This is a genomic window from Psychrobacillus sp. FSL K6-4046 (genome assembly GCF_038624605.1).
In the GTDB taxonomy this organism is placed as follows: Bacteria; Bacillota; Bacilli; order Bacillales_A; family Planococcaceae; genus Psychrobacillus.
In genome coordinates, this window is the sequence record NZ_CP152020.1 from 1,519,676 (window position 1) to 1,537,154 (window position 17,479).

At 36.6% G+C, this 17,479-nt stretch carries 15 protein-coding genes and 1 other annotated feature; of the genes, 9 read left to right on the forward strand and 6 right to left on the reverse strand.

Translation table 11 applies throughout. The features are described from left to right. The first annotated feature begins 77 nt into the window (after window positions 1-77). Window positions 78-764, forward strand: a complete 687-nt coding sequence (locus tag MKY09_RS07395) for a hypothetical protein (protein ID WP_298470269.1) — start codon at window positions 78-80, stop codon at window positions 762-764. Here the strand turns inward: MKY09_RS07395 and MKY09_RS07400 are convergent. Further along, a complete protein-coding gene (locus tag MKY09_RS07400; protein ID WP_169359874.1) occupies window positions 744-935 on the reverse strand; it encodes a hypothetical protein in 192 nt (63 codons plus the stop codon). The genes MKY09_RS07395 and MKY09_RS07400 overlap by 21 nt on opposite strands. A gap of 73 nt (window positions 936-1,008) precedes the next feature. Beyond that, window positions 1,009-1,235 (forward strand) — a binding site (T-box leader). A 45-nt stretch (window positions 1,236-1,280) separates the two neighbouring features. Between MKY09_RS07400 and MKY09_RS07405 the strand changes: the two genes are divergently transcribed. Further along, window positions 1,281-3,923, forward strand: a complete 2,643-nt coding sequence (locus MKY09_RS07405) for a valine--tRNA ligase (RefSeq protein ID WP_342567991.1) — start codon at window positions 1,281-1,283, stop codon at window positions 3,921-3,923. A 235-nt stretch (window positions 3,924-4,158) separates the two neighbouring features. Then, the gene (locus tag MKY09_RS07410) at window positions 4,159-4,350 is read left to right on the forward strand and encodes a hypothetical protein (RefSeq protein ID WP_342567992.1); all 192 of its coding nucleotides are present in this window, start codon (window positions 4,159-4,161) and stop codon (window positions 4,348-4,350) included. Between the two features lie 151 nt (window positions 4,351-4,501). Here MKY09_RS07410 and MKY09_RS07415 read toward each other — a convergent pair whose 3' ends face one another. Both MKY09_RS07415 and MKY09_RS07420 read right to left on the reverse strand, forming a co-directional pair. After that, window positions 4,502-5,311 carry an ATP-grasp domain-containing protein gene (locus MKY09_RS07415; protein WP_342567993.1) on the reverse strand — a complete coding sequence of 270 codons (810 nt, stop codon included), beginning with the start codon at window positions 5,309-5,311 and terminating at the stop codon, window positions 4,502-4,504. Continuing rightward, window positions 5,308-6,186: a RimK family alpha-L-glutamate ligase gene (locus MKY09_RS07420; protein ID WP_342567994.1), complete on the reverse strand. Its 879-nt coding sequence runs from the start codon at window positions 6,184-6,186 to the stop codon at window positions 5,308-5,310. Before MKY09_RS07420 ends, MKY09_RS07415 begins: the two co-directional genes overlap by 4 nt. A 144-nt stretch (window positions 6,187-6,330) precedes the next feature. On the opposite strand from MKY09_RS07420, the gene MKY09_RS07425 reads away from it, so the two are divergent. Together MKY09_RS07425 and MKY09_RS07430 are read left to right on the forward strand one after the other, a co-directional pair. Continuing rightward, complete coding sequence (locus MKY09_RS07425) at window positions 6,331-7,494, forward strand: folylpolyglutamate synthase/dihydrofolate synthase family protein (RefSeq protein WP_342567995.1); 1,164 nt, start codon at window positions 6,331-6,333, stop codon at window positions 7,492-7,494. A 97-nt stretch (window positions 7,495-7,591) separates the two neighbouring features. Further along, window positions 7,592-9,298 (forward strand): sensor domain-containing diguanylate cyclase, encoded by a 1,707-nt coding sequence (locus MKY09_RS07430; RefSeq protein WP_251553458.1) that lies wholly within the window; start codon window positions 7,592-7,594, stop codon window positions 9,296-9,298. A gap of 94 nt (window positions 9,299-9,392) precedes the next feature. Here MKY09_RS07430 and MKY09_RS07435 read toward each other — a convergent pair whose 3' ends face one another. Genes MKY09_RS07435 through MKY09_RS07445 form a run of 3 tightly spaced genes read right to left on the reverse strand, consistent with a single transcriptional unit; the run spans window position 9,393 to window position 11,974 of the window. Continuing rightward, window positions 9,393-11,081 (reverse strand): hypothetical protein, encoded by a 1,689-nt coding sequence (locus MKY09_RS07435; RefSeq protein WP_251553459.1) that lies wholly within the window; start codon window positions 11,079-11,081, stop codon window positions 9,393-9,395. Between the two features lies 1 nt (window position 11,082). Then, window positions 11,083-11,580 (reverse strand): hypothetical protein, encoded by a 498-nt coding sequence (locus MKY09_RS07440; RefSeq protein WP_251553460.1) that lies wholly within the window; start codon window positions 11,578-11,580, stop codon window positions 11,083-11,085. Then, window positions 11,573-11,974, reverse strand: coding sequence for a prepilin-type N-terminal cleavage/methylation domain-containing protein (locus MKY09_RS07445; protein WP_251553461.1), 402 nt, complete (start codon window positions 11,972-11,974; stop codon window positions 11,573-11,575). Before MKY09_RS07445 ends, MKY09_RS07440 begins: the two co-directional genes overlap by 8 nt. 251 nt (window positions 11,975-12,225) lie before the next feature. Between MKY09_RS07445 and MKY09_RS07450 the strand changes: the two genes are divergently transcribed. Genes MKY09_RS07450 through MKY09_RS07465 form a run of 4 tightly spaced genes read left to right on the forward strand, consistent with a single transcriptional unit; the run spans window position 12,226 to window position 17,475 of the window. Next, complete coding sequence (locus tag MKY09_RS07450; protein WP_342567996.1) at window positions 12,226-13,533, forward strand: VanW family protein; 1,308 nt, start codon at window positions 12,226-12,228, stop codon at window positions 13,531-13,533. Between the two features lie 21 nt (window positions 13,534-13,554). Next, on the forward strand, window positions 13,555-15,219 hold the full coding sequence (locus tag MKY09_RS07455; RefSeq protein ID WP_342567997.1) for an ATPase, T2SS/T4P/T4SS family: 1,665 nt from the start codon (window positions 13,555-13,557) through the stop codon (window positions 15,217-15,219). Window positions 15,220-15,229: 10 nt separating this feature from the next. Continuing rightward, window positions 15,230-16,270, forward strand: coding sequence for a type IV pilus twitching motility protein PilT (locus MKY09_RS07460; protein WP_342567998.1), 1,041 nt, complete (start codon window positions 15,230-15,232; stop codon window positions 16,268-16,270). Next, the gene (locus MKY09_RS07465) at window positions 16,270-17,475 is read left to right on the forward strand and encodes a type II secretion system F family protein (protein WP_251553467.1); all 1,206 of its coding nucleotides are present in this window, start codon (window positions 16,270-16,272) and stop codon (window positions 17,473-17,475) included. The genes MKY09_RS07460 and MKY09_RS07465 overlap by 1 nt, the downstream gene beginning before the upstream one ends. Window positions 17,476-17,479 lie beyond the last annotated feature (4 nt).

Consider the following 17,479-nt stretch of genomic DNA (forward strand, 5'->3'; position numbering starts at 1 on the left):
GCTGGCATATTCGTATGGTATTTTTCATATTTTCTTACGTTGAAACATAATTTGTCCTATATGAAGGAGGATGAAAAATGGAAGTTAAAAGTTGGGAAGTTAAGGAACAGTTCTGTTTTCCGCAAAGCTTTGGAGTGCCTAAGGAAGTAAAGACAATTAATGTAACCCCTCAGTATTTTCATGAGGAAATGGACAACATGGTGCATATCAACGGTATTTATCATATTACTTGTCACGTGGAGTTTGAGGAAGGTGAAGTGGAGCATCACGCAACAAGTGAATTTACGGAAATCGAAGACCTAGATTTAAACGGTGAGCTTGGTTATTTTGAATATGCGGTACCGATGAGTGTAGAGATTAGTAAAGATAGAATACAAGCCGAAACGTTACCGACAGTAAGTATAGAAACTATAAATTGCAAGGCAGAGTCAGATGGTATTGAAATCGTATGGCTAGTCAATTGTGAATATGAAACGCATCGTCCTAAAACGGAGGAAGTAGTAGCAGAAGTAAGACAAGAAATGATTGAAGAAGTAGAAGAAACCCTAGTATTAGAGTCTAGTAGCCATAGAGAGGCCTTTGTAAGTAATGAACAGCAGTCCCCACGTACGGTACAGGAACCAGTTCAGGAGCAGACTAATGTGACGATTAAAAATAGAGAAGTGGAAAGCCCGGCTGAGGATGATTCTGAGCTACAGTTTATATTTAATTTGGAGGATGGTTATACCAAGCTTTCCTTTCCATCAAATAATGTCCTTAAATAATAGAAAACCAAGAAATGCTAGAAATACTAGCAAGAGAAAATCCCATGTTGTTGGAACAATTAAAACACGAACAAGTTGAAAGCAACCGATTGGTATAATGATTCCTTTCACGTAAAAACGAGTTCTTCGTAACCAGTCGGGCAGTAAATAGGGGTTGTATCCTCTTTTCATAGTGTTTTCCTCCTTTCACAAGACTATGCTTGACGGCATATAATAATATCCTATACAATAAAAACAACTATATATGGATGCTATGAATGGGAAGAGTAAAATGACACGGTTATCTAAAGAAAGGAAACAATTTGCTGAAATGTTTCCGTTAGCCACCATTTGAAGGTAGCCCAAGAGCAGCTTTTGTGAACTAACAGTAGCAATTGCCGGTTTGAAGCCGTTATCTAATTGAGAGCGTGATGTGTTATATTGCATCTGCGAATAAAGGTGGTACCGCGAACAAACTCCTTCGTCCTTTAGTGATGATAGGAGTTTTTTTATATTCTTTTTTAAGGAGGAAACGATATGACAAATGAGACAACGATGTCAACCAAGTATGATCCGCAGTCAATCGAAAAAGGCCGCTATGAATGGTGGTTAAAAGGTAAATATTTTGAGGCGCATCCAGAAAGTGAAAAGGAACCATATACCATTGTGATTCCACCGCCTAACGTAACAGGGAAGCTACATTTAGGTCACGCCTGGGATACAACTCTTCAAGACATTATTATTCGCATGAAGCGTATGCAAGGATATGACGCTCTATGGCTACCAGGAATGGACCATGCAGGTATCGCTACACAAGCAAAGGTAGAAGAAAAATTACGTGCTGACAATATTTCGAGATATGACCTAGGTCGTGAAAAATTTGTGGAAGAAACTTGGAAATGGAAAGATGAATATGCAGGACATATTCGCAAGCAATGGTCAAAACTAGGTCTAGGCTTAGACTATTCTCGTGAACGCTTCACTTTAGATGAGGGTCTTTCCAATGCAGTAAAGGAAGTATTTGTTAAGCTTTATAACAAAGGCTTGATTTACCGCGGGGAATACATTATCAACTGGGATCCTGCTACAAAAACAGCACTTTCTGATATCGAAGTAATTCATAAAGATATACAGGGTGCATTCTATCATATGCATTACCCACTTGCAGATGGTACTGGTTCAATCGATGTTGCAACAACTCGACCAGAAACAATGCTAGGGGATACAGCGGTTGCAGTACATCCTGAAGATGAGCGCTACAAACACTTAATCGGAAAAACGGTGAAATTACCAATCGTTGGCCGTGAAGTTCCAATCGTAGCAGATGATTACGTAGATATGGAGTTTGGTAGTGGCGCGGTTAAGATTACTCCTGCACATGACCCAAATGATTTTGAAATAGGTAATCGTCATAACCTAGAGCGTATTTTAGTTATGCATGAAGATGGTTCAATGAACAAGAATGCAGCTAAATATGAAGGAATGGATCGCTTTGAATGCCGTAAACAAATCGTAAAAGATCTTCAAGATGCAGGTGTTTTATTTAAAATTGAAGAGCATGCACACTCTGTAGGCCACTCTGAGCGAAGCGGAGCAGTAGTTGAGCCTTACCTTTCTACTCAGTGGTTTGTAAAAATGCAGCCACTTGCAGAAGAAGCGATTAAGTTGCAAGAATCAGAGGGTAAGGTTAATTTTGTACCGGATCGCTTTGAAAAAACGTATTTACGATGGATGGAAAATATACATGACTGGTGTATTTCACGTCAGCTTTGGTGGGGACACAGAATTCCAGCGTGGTACCATAAAGAAACTGGCGAAGTGTATGTTGGGCATGAGGCTCCAGCAGACGAAGAAAATTGGAAGCAGGATGAAGATGTACTAGATACATGGTTCTCCTCTGCTTTATGGCCTTTCTCTACGCTAGGCTGGCCGGATGTAGAAAACGAAGAAATGAAGAAGTATTACCCAACAAATGCCCTTGTTACAGGTTATGATATTATATTCTTCTGGGTGTCACGTATGATATTCCAAGGAGTAGAATTTACAGGAACTCGCCCATTCGATGATGTATTAATTCATGGTCTTGTTCGTGCAGAAGATGGACGTAAGATGTCTAAATCCCTTGGCAATGGTATCGACCCAATGGACGTAATTGATAAGTACGGAGCAGATTCACTACGCTATTTCTTAAGCACTGGTTCTTCTCCAGGACAAGATTTACGTTTCTCAGTAGAAAAAGTAGAGGCCGTTTGGAACTTTGCCAATAAAATCTGGAATGCTTCACGCTTTGCGTTGATGAATATGGATGGATTGAAATACGAGGAAATTAATTTAGATGGGAAAAAATCCGTTGCAGATGCTTGGATCCTAACTCGTTTAAATGAAACAATCGAGCAAGTTACAAGACTTTCAGAGAAATATGAGTTTGGCGAAGTTGGTCGTGCCCTATACAACTTCATCTGGGATGATTTCTGTGACTGGTATATCGAAATGTCTAAGCTTCCACTAAACGGAGATGACGAAGAAGCGAAGCATATGACTCGCTCGGTTCTAGCATACGTATTAGACAACACAATGCGTTTATTGCACCCATTTATGCCTTTCATAACAGAAGAAATTTGGCAAAACCTACCGCATGAAGGCGAATCCATTACAGTAGCGGCATGGCCGACAGTAAACGAAGAGCTTTCTGATCAAAGCCAAGCAGCAAGCATGAAGCTACTTGCAGAGATTATTCGCTCTGTTCGTAACATCCGTTCAGAGGTACAAACACCGATGAGCAAAAAAGTACCGTTATACATTTCTGCAAAAGATGCAGATACGCTAGCAGTACTAGAAGCAAACGCAAAATACTTAGAGCGTTTCTGTAACCCAGAGCCTCTAGTAATCGGTCAAGACCTAGATGATCCGGGCCAATCGATGTCAGCAGTAGTAACAGGTGCTCTTTTATACCTTCCATTACAAGGCTTAATCGATATTGAGGCTGAAAAAGCACGTCTAGAAAAAGAATTAGAAAAATGGGCAAAAGAAGTGAAGCTAGTTCAAGGGAAACTATCCAATGAACGCTTCGTATCAAAAGCTCCTGAGGCAGTAGTAGCCGAAGAGCGTGCAAAAGAACAGGACTACCTGGAAAAACACGCAACCGTTCTAAAACGTATCGAGGAATTAAATAGCTTGTAAAACAAAGTAAGTGTAGCCAGAACCGATGAGGTATCTGGCTACACTTTTTTTATTGGGATTGGGAGGTGTTGCATAGATGGGGAGTGATTTTTACGGGGAAAGAGGGGAATCTTGCGGAGACGAGGAAGAACCTTGCGGAGATGAGGTAGAATCTTACGGAAACGGAGAAACCTTGCGGAGACGGAGGAGAACCTTGCGGAGACGGAGGAAAACCTTGCGGAGACGGAGGAAAACCTTGCGGAGACGGAGAAACCTTGCGGATATGGGGAAGAACCTTGCAGAGACGGGGAAGAACCTTGCGGAGACGGGGAGAAACCTTGCGGAGATGAGAGAGAACCTTGCAAGTGACATGTTTTTAGAAGTAAGGTATGAAAGTATTGCAGAGATAGAAGAAAGTGTTGCGGAGATGAGGCAAAGTGTTGCGTAGACAGTAGAGAGTGTTACGGGAAATAGAGAAAGTGTTGCGTGAAAGAGAAGAAGTGTTGCGGGGACGTGGCAAAGTGTTGCAGAAAATATAGCAGAGTAGAGATAGTTTAAGGAAAGTCAAAGGTATAACTCTATAAAAAAGCACATCAAGCTTATCGCTCAATGTACTCTCTTAGCTGCTCATCGATATACTCCATTATCGGTATAGCGATATCCGTCTGGGTTGTTTGATAATATGATCTTGCTCCAACTGGATCCTCTAATTCATTGAAAAGCCATCTGCCGTCGGGTAGAAGTAAGAAATCAATTCCTACGTAATCGCTTTTAATGGCTTTTGCTATTTTAATTACATCTGCTTCTTGAGTTGCAGAGAGCTCATATTTTTCTACGGTTCCACCTAGCGTGAAATTGGATTTAAAGCTATTTGGAGCACCGATTCTTTTTACTGCTCCAATTACCTCGCTACCTAGCATAAATACTCTTACATCGGTAGCATTCGTTTCTACATAGGCTTGGGCGATAATGGTCTGGGATGAAAAGTCATTTAGAAATACATCAGCATCTTGTGCCTCAGTAAACTTTTCTACCTGCATTCCCCCATGTCCGCCAGTGGTCTTAAGTACAACCGGATAATCTCGTATGTCTTGAACGTCGTTAATTTTATAGGTTGGAACTGTAGCGATACCAAGCATTTGGACTAGCTGGATTGCTTTCCACTTATCATTAGCAATGACGTTGACCTCTGATCGGTTGAACATGGGAACACCCCGTTGCTCTAGCTTTTTTGAAAGCTCAGGATTCCTTGCTCGGAAGAAAATGAAATCACAATCAGGAAATTCGATTTGATTATCATCTATAACGGTAAGAGAATGGCCATGCATTTTTGCTGCTTGGATTAGCCGATCTATAAAGCTTTGATTTCGCTCAATCTCTTTATATTCATATATCAATAGGCCGTTCATATAACAACAGCACCAATTTTAGATAAAATGTAGTTGATCATCGCATCTCCTACGTTAATGCCTGTGACGTTATAAATGTTACGTATATGGGCTACTCCGTTAACTTCACATACTAAGGGCTCTTCATTTTCCCCAAATAGAAGATCTACTCCTGCGAACTCAGCATTCAGTGCAGTAGCAGCTTGAATAGCTACTTCCTTTTGTCTTTCTGTTAAAATAATTTCAGTTGCAGTTCCACCATTAGTAATATTAGCGCGGAAATCTGTAGCTGATTGGCGATGCATGCAAGCAACGACTTGGCCACCTACCACATTCACCCGTATGTCTCTTCCTCTGCTAGATGCAATAAATTGCTGGAAGACATACTCTACACCCTTAAGTTCTTCTACTTTATCAAAGAACTGCTCTCTTGTTTCAATTAGGTATACACGCTGACCAAAGGAGCCATGCGCTTCTTTAATGATCATTGGCAGTTGAAGTATTTGTAGCACTTGTTCGTAATAACCTGTATGCAAAATAGTGAATTCAGGATAAACTTTTGGTGCTATGATCGTTATAGGCATTGGTACATCAGCTGTTGCTAGCTCGAGATATTGATGTGCTTTGTTATCACAAATCTCAATTACACTAGGATCATTGAACACTGGTATGCCCGCATTCTTCAGATATTTCGCAAGCAAAATATCTTTATCAAGAAAGACGACAAAATCAGGCCTCGCTGATAAGCTTTCATGAACGTTCATCAGAAGTTCATAATTCTTTACTAAAATAGCTTGTAAGCCTTTTTTCTCTGCGGCTTCTTTAAGGAGGAGAGCCTGATCGAGAAACTTATCATGTGTAAGACTACCATTGTAAATGATCCAACAAGTTTGCATAATTAAATGACCTCCACGGGTACGTGTTATAATGTGTTCACAAGAAGTTTAGCAGAAAAGTAACCAAGACGGAATAGGGTGAATGACTTGGAAATAAAAAAATTTAACAATTATAAGATAAAGTGGAATATTAATAGTGAAACTATGATTAAACCTGGCTTGGATAGGATAAAAAAGGCTTTGGATTTGCTTGGAAATCCTCAAGATAAACAAAAAATAATTCATGTTGCAGGAACAAATGGAAAAGGTTCAACGATTGCTTTTATGAGAGCGATCGCGTCTGAACATAAACTCAAGTACGGAAGTTTCACATCTCCCTGTTTAATTGACGTACATGATCAAATTCAACTGAATGGTAATAATGTGACAGAGGCTCAAATGGATCACGCGTTTGAACAACTAGTGAATGTGGGTATTAGTGGAATGCTTACTGACTTCGAACTGTTAACAGTTGTTGCGTTTATAGTCTTTGCAGAACAAGAATTGGATGTAGTATTCATAGAAGCCGGTATGGGTGGAAGATTTGATAGCACAAACGTGATTAAACAATCAGTAGGGGTAATACCGAGTATTTCTATAGATCATACTAATTTCCTTGGGGAAACAATCGAAGAAATTAGTTGGCACAAAGCAGGAATTATTAAGGAACATGGCAAATTGATATTAGGTGATACTTTACAGTCTTCTAAAGAAGTTATATGGAAAGAAGTAAATAGTCAAAATGCAGAGCTGATAGAGATAAATAAAGATTTTCAAATCCGTAAAAACAGCTATAATTATAAAAACTATGCATTTGACGAACTAACCCCTCAGATGCTAGGGAAGCATCAGCTTTCTAATATGGCCCTTGCCATCACTGCAATGATAGAAACTGGTTTTATATTAAATGAAGAGAACGTTAGAAAAGCTGTTATAAAAGCTTCACTTCCTGGTCGCATGGAAAAGTGGAATGACCATGTTTACATGGATGGTGCACACAATCAAGCTAGTATAGATGCACTCGTTGATACCATTAAGCAGTATTTCCCTAATGAACATATTCACTTTATTATTGGTATTTTAAAAGATAAAGATTATAAATATATATTAAGTAGACTAGAAGAAGTTGCGACTAGCTTTGAATTCGTTGACTTCAAACATGAACGTGCTTTAGCCGCTACTACATTATTTAACCACTGTTCCCATAGTGATAAACGTGTAACTAAAGATATACATTTGATAGACCTACATAAACCTAAACAAGAAAGCGTGACTATTGTATCAGGGTCATTGTATCTAATTACCGAATTAAAAGGAATAAACAGTTAAAATGTAATTTTAATTATTCAGTTTATATATGTTATAATCTTTATAATACAAATATATGTAAAATTAATAGATATGTTGAAGGGAGGTCTAAAGGTCTATGGAATTCACTCAGAGAGCAAAAAATATAATGATAGCCGTATGGTTTATCTTTGTTCCACTAGGTACTCTGTTAGTGTATATAAATTCCCCAACAAAACCTACCGAATGGGAAAACTACGGCTACTATTTGCTTTTAGCCTTGTTATCTAGTGTATTTCCTTTTGTGATAGCCGGATCCACCATTGTTCTAGTCCTTTGGGTCAATGTAGCAATTTTCATGCAGTTCGGTATACTAGCAGAATTAATTTCGATGCAATTATGCATGTTTCCTATTATCTACCACATGAAAATAACACGTGAAACGTTATTTAAATACTTCTTCAACTCATCTATGTTTTTCTTTCTTTCCGTAATATGCGGAAGTCTTATTATTGGACTTGGATTTGAAGTGGGTAGTGTGAATATAATGGACGTTATTATTTTTGGTTCCTTATATGCCATCTCTTATATTTTCATAAACCATATTATATTATATGGGCGAGAAGTAATTTGCGGCTTTAAACCACTTTTTCTTACAAAAGATTTCTATTGGGAAACTGCATGTCTTTTAATGACATTGCCTTTTGGGCTAAGCTTATATTTATTTGAAGCTGCAATAGGTCCCATTGCTTTATTGTTAATGGGAATCCCGTTAATGACAATAACTGTGATCGTTCGTTTATATAGTGATTCAGAAAAAGTCAATAATGATTTGAATAAGGCTAGTGAATTTGGACATGAGTTAGCGGAACGTTTAACATCTAATGAAATACTAGATATTTTTGTGGAAAGAGTTTCTAACATGTTCCCTATTGATAGTGCTTTTATTGTTGATAATTTAAATGGCAAATTTATTATTTTACGCGCAATGGTAGATGGAAGTATGAAAGAGCTAGAATTCCCTCATGAAGAAATTCAAAATAGCTTTGTAGGTGCGTGTTACGATAAAGGGGAGCCAACCCTGTTTAATAAACAGGTAGAATGGACTTCACAAAAGCCTCCATTTTTATCAACAGAAATGCAAAGTGTCATGTGTGTACCAATTTACCGCAACAAAAAAATTGAGGGAGTATTGGTTCTAGCAACAAAGAGTAAGTTCGCATTTGAGCCATATCAGTTAAATATAGTTCATTTATTATGCTCCTATTTTGCTGTTTCCCTTGAAAAAGCAAGATTTGTTCGCGAAGCTGTTGAACAAAGTGAAATTTGTGAGCTTACAAAACTCTTTAACTATAGATATCTAGACAAACAAATAGCGCGCGATATGGCAAAAATGGAGGTAGGGGCTTATCAATCTCTGTCATTAATCATGCTGGACATAGATAAATTTAAAGCCGTGAATGATACGTATGGACATCATAGTGGAAACCTAATTCTTAAGGAATTTGCTCAGCTCATAAAAAGTGAAATTGGCAAGGAAGGCACTGTAGGAAGATACGGTGGAGAAGAGTTCGTTGTCATCCTTCCTAATTACACCAAGCTACAAGCCATGAATCTCGCCGAGCAGCTGCGATTAAAAATCGAGCAAACGCCATTTATGGTCGAGCTAGACCTAGCTGATGTAACAAGAGAAGAAATCATCTTTATTACAGCTAGTATTGGCGTTTCGACTGCTCCAGAGGACAGCGACGAGGGCAACTCTCTTATCCGTAATGCCGATCGGGCACTGTATATCGGAGCGAAGCAGGCAGGTAGGAATAGGGTTGCGGAGTATGTGAAGTCTTAATAACAAGTATAAAGGCGAGTATGCTGTTAACTAGCATACTCGCCTTTATCTGTTATAACATTTTGAACTGTACTATTAGGGTGGTCAAGTTTACTTATAGTTCTCTATCCTTAACTATAGGAGGTTCGACTTTATATATAATAGGTTCAGGTTGTTTAAGGTTAGAGAAGGTTTCAATTATATCCTCGTCGTATATAATCTGAAGTCTAGAGTTTCCGTTTCTTTCTTTGTTGCCATTCAAAATAACCTTAGGTGCTGAAACTCCTCCTTTAATTTTTAAATTAGAAAGTACACCGAAAATTTCCAGATCTTTTTCTGAGTAGAAGAAGCCATTTATTTCACTAGGGGTATTTTCTAATACAGAGTTAAAATTTATTCTGATTTTTCCTTTGGAAAAAATTATGAGATTTCCCATTTTGTCATCAGTTAATTGCTTTCCTTTAATTTTTGAAAAGTGAATATCTACATCACCTTCTGCATATATTAGTAAGTTACTCGTTAATTCTGCTCCTTGAATATTGACATTTTCTCCAACATATATTGGTCCATCTAAAATATTTTTATTAACTGGTAGTAAGATAGCTTTACTGCCTACATGTAGGTTACCACCTACATGTAGACCATTTTTAAAGGTAATATCAGAATTATATATATGAAGATCACCTATCGTAGAGAATTTATTGAAAATATGATTTCCTGTTAAACTAAAGGAAGCGTTTGGGTCCTCTATTTCTCTACATTTTAAAAGAAGACCTTCAAAATAGCATCTGTCTTTTGTTACTGTAGGTATGAGAGTATCTATCTCTTTTGTCGAAGGATTTATTGGTAGATTAAATCTACCCGTCGAATAATTCCCTTGTGAATTAATCATAAAGTTCTTTTTTTGGTCGGTGATATTAATGAAACTACTAGAAGGTTCTTTTTTTATAAACTCGGCTTGAGACTTAGAGAAAAGATTATTAAGGTCTCTTTCTTTAGTATAATAACTTTTATCTAAAAAATCTTTTTTATTGATATGTTTATTGTAATTAATATTAAACCATTCATGTATCTTGTAAGAGTTCCCTGCAAGAATTATTTTAGATTTTTCTTTTCCCTTAGTTGGTGATATAGTCGGTAATTCATCTCGTGCCCAAGTAGGCAAGTACAAGTATGTTTTTTCAGAAGTGATGAGATTTCCATCTATTTTCACGTCACCTGTTATAGACACGCCCCCATGAAGAAATAAATTTCCTTCTCCGTCTTCAATTCCATCTTTTTTATTTAAATTTGTTCCAACAGCATAATTTAAAACTTCTGGTGAAACCTCGGCACCGATTTCAATATCTGTGTAGATAATCCTTGAAAGGTCACCTGATTTTCCTATACTTTTAATTGTTATCAGTTTTCGTAAGTTATTCTTTTTTTCTATTCCATTGGTTACTTCAACTACAGGGGCTGAGTTGGTTATACATGCTGTATAAGTATTTGCTTTTAAATTTTCTTCTGTTTCACAATTATTAAAATCGGGCATATACGGAATTTTATTTAAATTACTTTCAAAAATCTTCCTTTCAACGCCATCTCCAATTCCTTCAATCAATTCTGAATTAATCTCTTGAGTCATTCTGTCTATACCTTTTTCAGCTAAAGCAGAAGCTCTTACCTCATCTTGTCTTACCTCATTTTTACTTGCTCCACTTAAAGTTAAAGATATTAAACTAAGGCCTAATATACTAAAAATTAAGAGAAGAACAATAGTGATTATAAAGGTATTTCCTTTTTTGTTTTTAATAACATCCATTTTATTCTTCCTCTCTATCATTTATAGTTTTTACTTGAGTTTCAAACATCTTCTCTTGATTATTTTTTTTATTAGTTAGAACGAGAATGACTTTATAGAGACTGTTATCAGTTTTTTGGATATATGATTTGGATGAGATACCAATATGTTTATTTTCAGGGCGAATGTAACTGTCTTCTATAACAATTTGATCATTGTCAAAACCACTTTTTCTGGGAGGGGAATTATCTTTTTTTATTAAAAAATAATTTTTATTTGAGACTTTATCGGGCAATGATTCGATTTGTGTTTCTTTTGTTGTATATATTTCTTTTGTTAATGTAGCTATTAGAAAATCAGCTTCATCTCTCATTGCATTAGAAACTTTTATATTTTCATAATGCTCTACTCCTTTTGTTATTAAGGAAAAAGAAAAAATTGCTATTGTAGTGTATAAAAGTAGAGATGCTAATAACTCTAAAAGTGTTAATCCACTTGAATTAGATAGATACTTACTCATAAACCACATACCCTTCTACTGAGCTATTGTTTTGACTAGATAAAGATTTTATTTCGACTTTGGCGTTAAAAATTTGCAGTTCCTTTTCTCTCATATCTTGAAATGTATAAGTTACTATTTTGTAATTTTCATCGTTTAATTTTATTTCACGAGTAAAAGACGTGTTGTATAACAAATTTGAGTCTTTTTCAATCTTATCTATGTGTTCAAATGGGTTAATTTTTAATCTTTCCAATTCAGCCTCAGCTAAATAAATCATGACTAATTTCTCATTATTTTTAACAGTATTGACACTAGTATTTATAAATAATTGAAAAAACGAAAGTAGAACTATTGATATGATAGCTAATGATGCAAGAACTTCAACAAGTGTTAACCCCTTTTGATTTACCAAAAAAACACCCTCTTTGACCTATTAATATTTAAAGTAATCTATTATACTTCCAATATTATCATAAAAAATTCGAATAAATAGATACAAATATAGAGTTTTTAGAAGAATTATGAAAAAATAGCTACTAAAGTCATGTGTAATTTTACTTAAATTACGTTATTATCTTTAATATACTCTTATTTTTAAGAAAAAAATCCATTTTATAGGTTAAAAAAGGTAATAATAAGTGAATTAAGAAGTGGGTGAATAATATGAGGAAGATTATTTTAATATCTATAGTATTTGTCTTATTTTCAATAGTTATCCTTAACGGTGTGGCAAATGCCGAGAAGAAAACAGATGGTGGTAGCTCCACTATTGGTGGCGTAACTATAGAAACTAAAGATCGTGAAGAGGTCATTGCTCTTTTAAATGAAGAAATAGCAAAGTGGAAAGAACGACCAATAATCTTAAAAACTCTAGCCAAGGAAATTGTACTTGATCCAAATAGCTTTAGTTTTAATGTGGAATATAGTTCTCAATCCTATATCGATGCAACTTCCAATGCTTGGTTTAAATTTTGGAAGAAAGATGCTGAGGTGAATCTTCCTTTAACAGTTGAAATAGATGAATCTTTAATAGAAATGCTAGCTCAATATCCATCACTAAATATAGAGAAAACGATTGAAAATATAAAAAGAAGTGTAGAGAATCTAGTATCAACGCCAATTGAAGCTGTAGAGCTCGATTATACTATTTTAGAATCCGAGAGAATCGCCTTTAGTCTTGAAAGTGTAACTCAAAATTTAGTGGGACAGGCAGATATTATTGAAGCATTGAATGATGTGGTCATACCCGAAGGTCAGACTTTTTCGTTATTAACTAAGCTACAGGAGTCAAATGTTCCATATAACGATGCCACAATGGACTTCATTGCTTCGCTCTTATATGCGACTGTCCTTCAAACAAATTTTGAAATCGTCGAGAGACACTCGCAAGGAATAATTCCTTCGTACTTAGAGCCTGGTATTGAGGCTGATGTAGAAAGTGATTTTAGTAAAGACTTTAAATTTATAAATTCTATTCAACTACCGGTTGTCTTGAAGGTTGGTATAAAAGGAAACGAAATATTAGTTGAATTTTATATAGCTCAATCTGAAATAAAAGGCACTTATGAAGTTTTAGAAAAGGAAATTGTTAATCCTCGTACAATCTACCGTTACTCTAACAGTTTAAAAGAGGGAGAAGAGGAGTTAGTTCAGGAGGGGGAGCCAGGTTTAAGAGTTACTGTATATCGTACAGTAGCGGATAAGATAGGCCCTTATGAACTACAAGAAGTAATTAGCAAGGATTATTATCCACCAAAGCATCGAATCGTACTTACGTCTATTAAAACTTCAGTAAGTGCTGGATCTAATACTTTGACTGACATAGATTTAAATGGAGATGGGTTGCCAGATATAGAAGAAACAGATAAAGGTCCATCTAACACTCCAGATTCACCTAATTCAGAGCAAACTGGTGAATTACCAGAAGGTAGCTATTACGATAAGGCTGGAAATATTATTACACCGAAATAAAGAAATACGAGGTGAGAAAAAATGAAAAGCAAGACTCGTAAATTATTAGGAGACCTACTAGTTGAATCACATGTTATAACTTCAACTCAACTTGATCATGCGTTAAAAAACAAAAAACGAGAAGAGAAGCTTGGAGATTATTTAATTAGTGAGAACTTAATTACAGAGCAACAATTAATAGAAGTTCTAGAATTTCAATTAGGTATTCCACATGTGAATTTAAACCAGTTTTCTATAAATCCTGAACTCATCCAATTGGTTCCTAAGGAATTAGCAAAGCGAACTAATGTAATGCCTTTAAGAAAAACGAAAAATAAATTATTGATTGCTATGGCAGACCCTATGGATTATTTCGCTATCGAAGAAATACGAATGGCCACTGGATGTCAAATAGAGACAGCCATTGCAGCTAAGGATGATTTATATCGCACGATTACAAAGTATTATGATTTTCAGGAATCCATGGAGCAAGCGTTAATTGATATGTCTCCAAAGGAAATGGAAAACGATACGCAAATAACGGACGAGGATTCGCCAATAGTTCGCCTAGTCAATCAAATCATAGCTAATGGTGTTGCTCAAAGAGCTAGCGATATACATTTTGATCCTCAAGAGACGGAATTGCGAGTACGTTATCGTGTGGATGGGATGCTTAAAACAGAGCGCTCACTTCCTAAATACATGCAAAATGTCGTACTGGCCCGTATTAAAATTATGGGAAATCTTAATATTACTGAAAATCGTATACCTCAGGATGGCCGTATTAAAATAACAGTTAATATGAGGTCGATTGATATTCGTCTATCTACTCTTCCAGCAATTTACGGGGAGAAAGTAGTAATGAGGATACTAGATATGTCAAATGCCTTAAATGATGTGACTAAACTTAACTTTAGCGATAAAAATTTAGCTGCATTTAAGAAAATGATTGAACATCCAAACGGAATCGTTTTAATAACTGGCCCAACAGGTTCAGGGAAATCATCCACTCTTTATGCAGCACTTAACAAGCTGAACGATGAGCATATTAATATTATTACGGTTGAAGATCCAGTGGAATATCAATTAAATGGGATAAATCAAATTCAAGTCCGCGAAGAAGTAGATTTAACGTTTGCAGTCGGATTAAGATCTATATTACGACAAGATCCCGATGTAGTAATGGTAGGAGAAATTCGAGATCTTGAGACTGCTCAAATAGCTGTTCGAGCTTCTTTGACTGGTCACTTAGTTTTAAGCACTCTACATACTAATAGTGCGGTAGAGTCGGTATCCCGCTTAAAGGATATGGGAATCGAGCCATTTTTATTATCTTCTTCGCTAGTAGGTATAGTAGCTCAAAGGCTTGTGCGAAAAGTATGTAGAGATTGTAGAGAAAGTGTAGTTCCGAGTGGAAGAGAAAAAGAGATTTTCATGGAAAGAGGAATAGAGATAGACAAGATCCGACGTGGGAAAGGTTGTCCAGCCTGCAATCAAACTGGCTATCGGGGCAGACTCGCAATCCACGAAGTCCTACGGGTAGATGAATACGTCAAAGATATTATTTTAACTGGGAAAAGCCCATCTGTTTTAAAAAGTCATATGAAAGAAACTGGTTTTCTTAGCCTTTTAGATGACGGGTTAATGAAGGTTAGAGACGGACTAACTACTACTGAGGAAGTATTGAGAGTAGCAACTGTTAACTGAGGTGAATGAGATGGATTTAAATATTTTTGACTTATTAGAAAAAGCATATCAAGATAAAGCCTCTGATCTTCATTTAACAGTTGGCCTGGCGCCGGTTTTTCGAGTTCATGGGAAGCTTGAAAACTTTGGAGATTACCAGTTGCAGAATAATGACACTAAAAAAATGCTGGAAGATCTGTTAGATACGGATGCTCTGCATGAGTTTTCACAAAAAGGAGAGCTGGACTTTAGTTTTGCTCTAGAGGACTTATGTAGATTTCGGATCAATGCGTATCTCCAACAAAATAACGTTGCCATTGCTATAAGAATAATTGAATCGAGCATACCTTCAGTTGAAGATTTGGGAATGCCTAACGTCCTTTACTCACTTGCCGATAAACCTCAAGGTCTAATTCTTGTGACAGGACCTACTGGTTCAGGAAAGTCTACAACTTTAGCTGCTATGATCGATTATATTAACGCAACTAAATCAAAACATATTATTACGCTTGAAGATCCGATTGAATATGTTCATAGACATAAGAAATCTATCGTCAATCAAAGAGAGGTTGGTTCGGATACTCAAAGTTTTGCCAATGGATTGCGTGCAGCACTGCGTCAAGATCCCGATGTAATTCTAGTAGGAGAAATGCGAGATTTAGAAACTATCTCTACAGCAATCACAGCAGCTGAAACGGGTCATTTAGTAATGGCTACATTACATACGAGTAGCGCACCAACTACCATAGACCGCATTATTGACGTGTTTCCTCCGCATCAGCAAGGTCAAATTCGAATCCAGCTTGCAAATGTCCTACAGGGAATTGTGTCCCAACGTCTCTTCTCTAAGGTTAATGGAGCAGGCAGAGCTGTAGCGACTGAAATCTTAATCCAAACGCCGTCGGTTACTAACCTTATACGCAACGAGAAAATTCATCAAATCAAAAATGTGATGCAAACTAGTCGAGCGTTAGGAATGCATACCCTTGAATCATCTATTCAGCAGCTCCTAGTCACTAAACAAATTACTTTGGAGGCTGCGAAGCCGTTTATGAATGCAGGTGAATTTTAATGACTGTATACAAATATGTCGGGAGAACCACGACAGGAACCATTAAAAAAGGAATCGTGGATGCACCAAATAAACAAGATGCCGTTGTCAAACTGCGTTCTCAAGGAATCAATGCTAGAGAGATTGACGAATCGAAGAGTATTCTTCATAAAGAATTATCGCTTGGCGGCAAGGTGAAGAATGAAGATTTTGTTATTTATAGCAGACAATTTGCAACACTTATCCGTGCAGGTGTATCGATACTTGAATCTACGAAAATTTTAGCCGAGCAGACCTCAAGCAAGCCTTTAAAAAATGGGCTGCTAGCAATTGAGGAAGATGTTCGCTCTGGTATTTCCTTCTCTGATGCAGCTTCAAAAAATCCAAAAGTTTTTCCTGCATTATTTGTCAACATGATTAAGGCTGGAGAGGCTACCGGTAACTTAGATTCAGCATTAGATCGTTTAGCGTTTTCCTACGAAAAACAATTCAATTTAAAGAAAAAGGTTCAATCGACATTAGCTTATCCTATTATTCTTTTATGTTTAACCTTAATTGTCTCGGTCTTTTTAATGCTAACGATTGTCCCTCAATTCGTGACGATGTTTGATGACATGGGAGCAGAGTTGCCGTGGATCACTAAAGCGGTAATGGGGTTAAGTGAATCTCTCCAAGCATCGTGGTATATCTATTTATTACTTATTATATTAGTAGTTTTTATCTTTCATTACTTCTTTAAAAACAATGAGAGGTTTAACTATTCCGTACATTTGTTTCTTTTAAGAGTTCCAGTATTCGGTAAGCTGCTACAAAAATCCGCCATAGCGAGAATGACACGGACTCTATCATCATTATTCAGTAGTGCCGTTCCAATCCTTCAGGCGTTAACGATTGTTGAAAGAGTAATTGGTAATCCAGTAGTAGGAAAAGTGGTAAAAGAATCAAGATCGAGCCTAGAAAAAGGGGGTACATTATCTGCTCCACTTTCTAAAAGCTGGATTTTCCCTCCACTAGTGTCACAAATGACTGCAATAGGTGAGCAAACCGGTTCATTAGACTATATGTTGGAAAAAATAGCCGATTTCTATGAGGATGACGTTGACAGAACAGTTGATAGTTTAAAATCTCTTATCGAGCCATTAATGATCCTTCTTTTAGCAGGAATTGTAGGAACAATCGTTATGGCCATCATGATTCCAATGTTTAGCATGTATGAACAAATATAAAAAC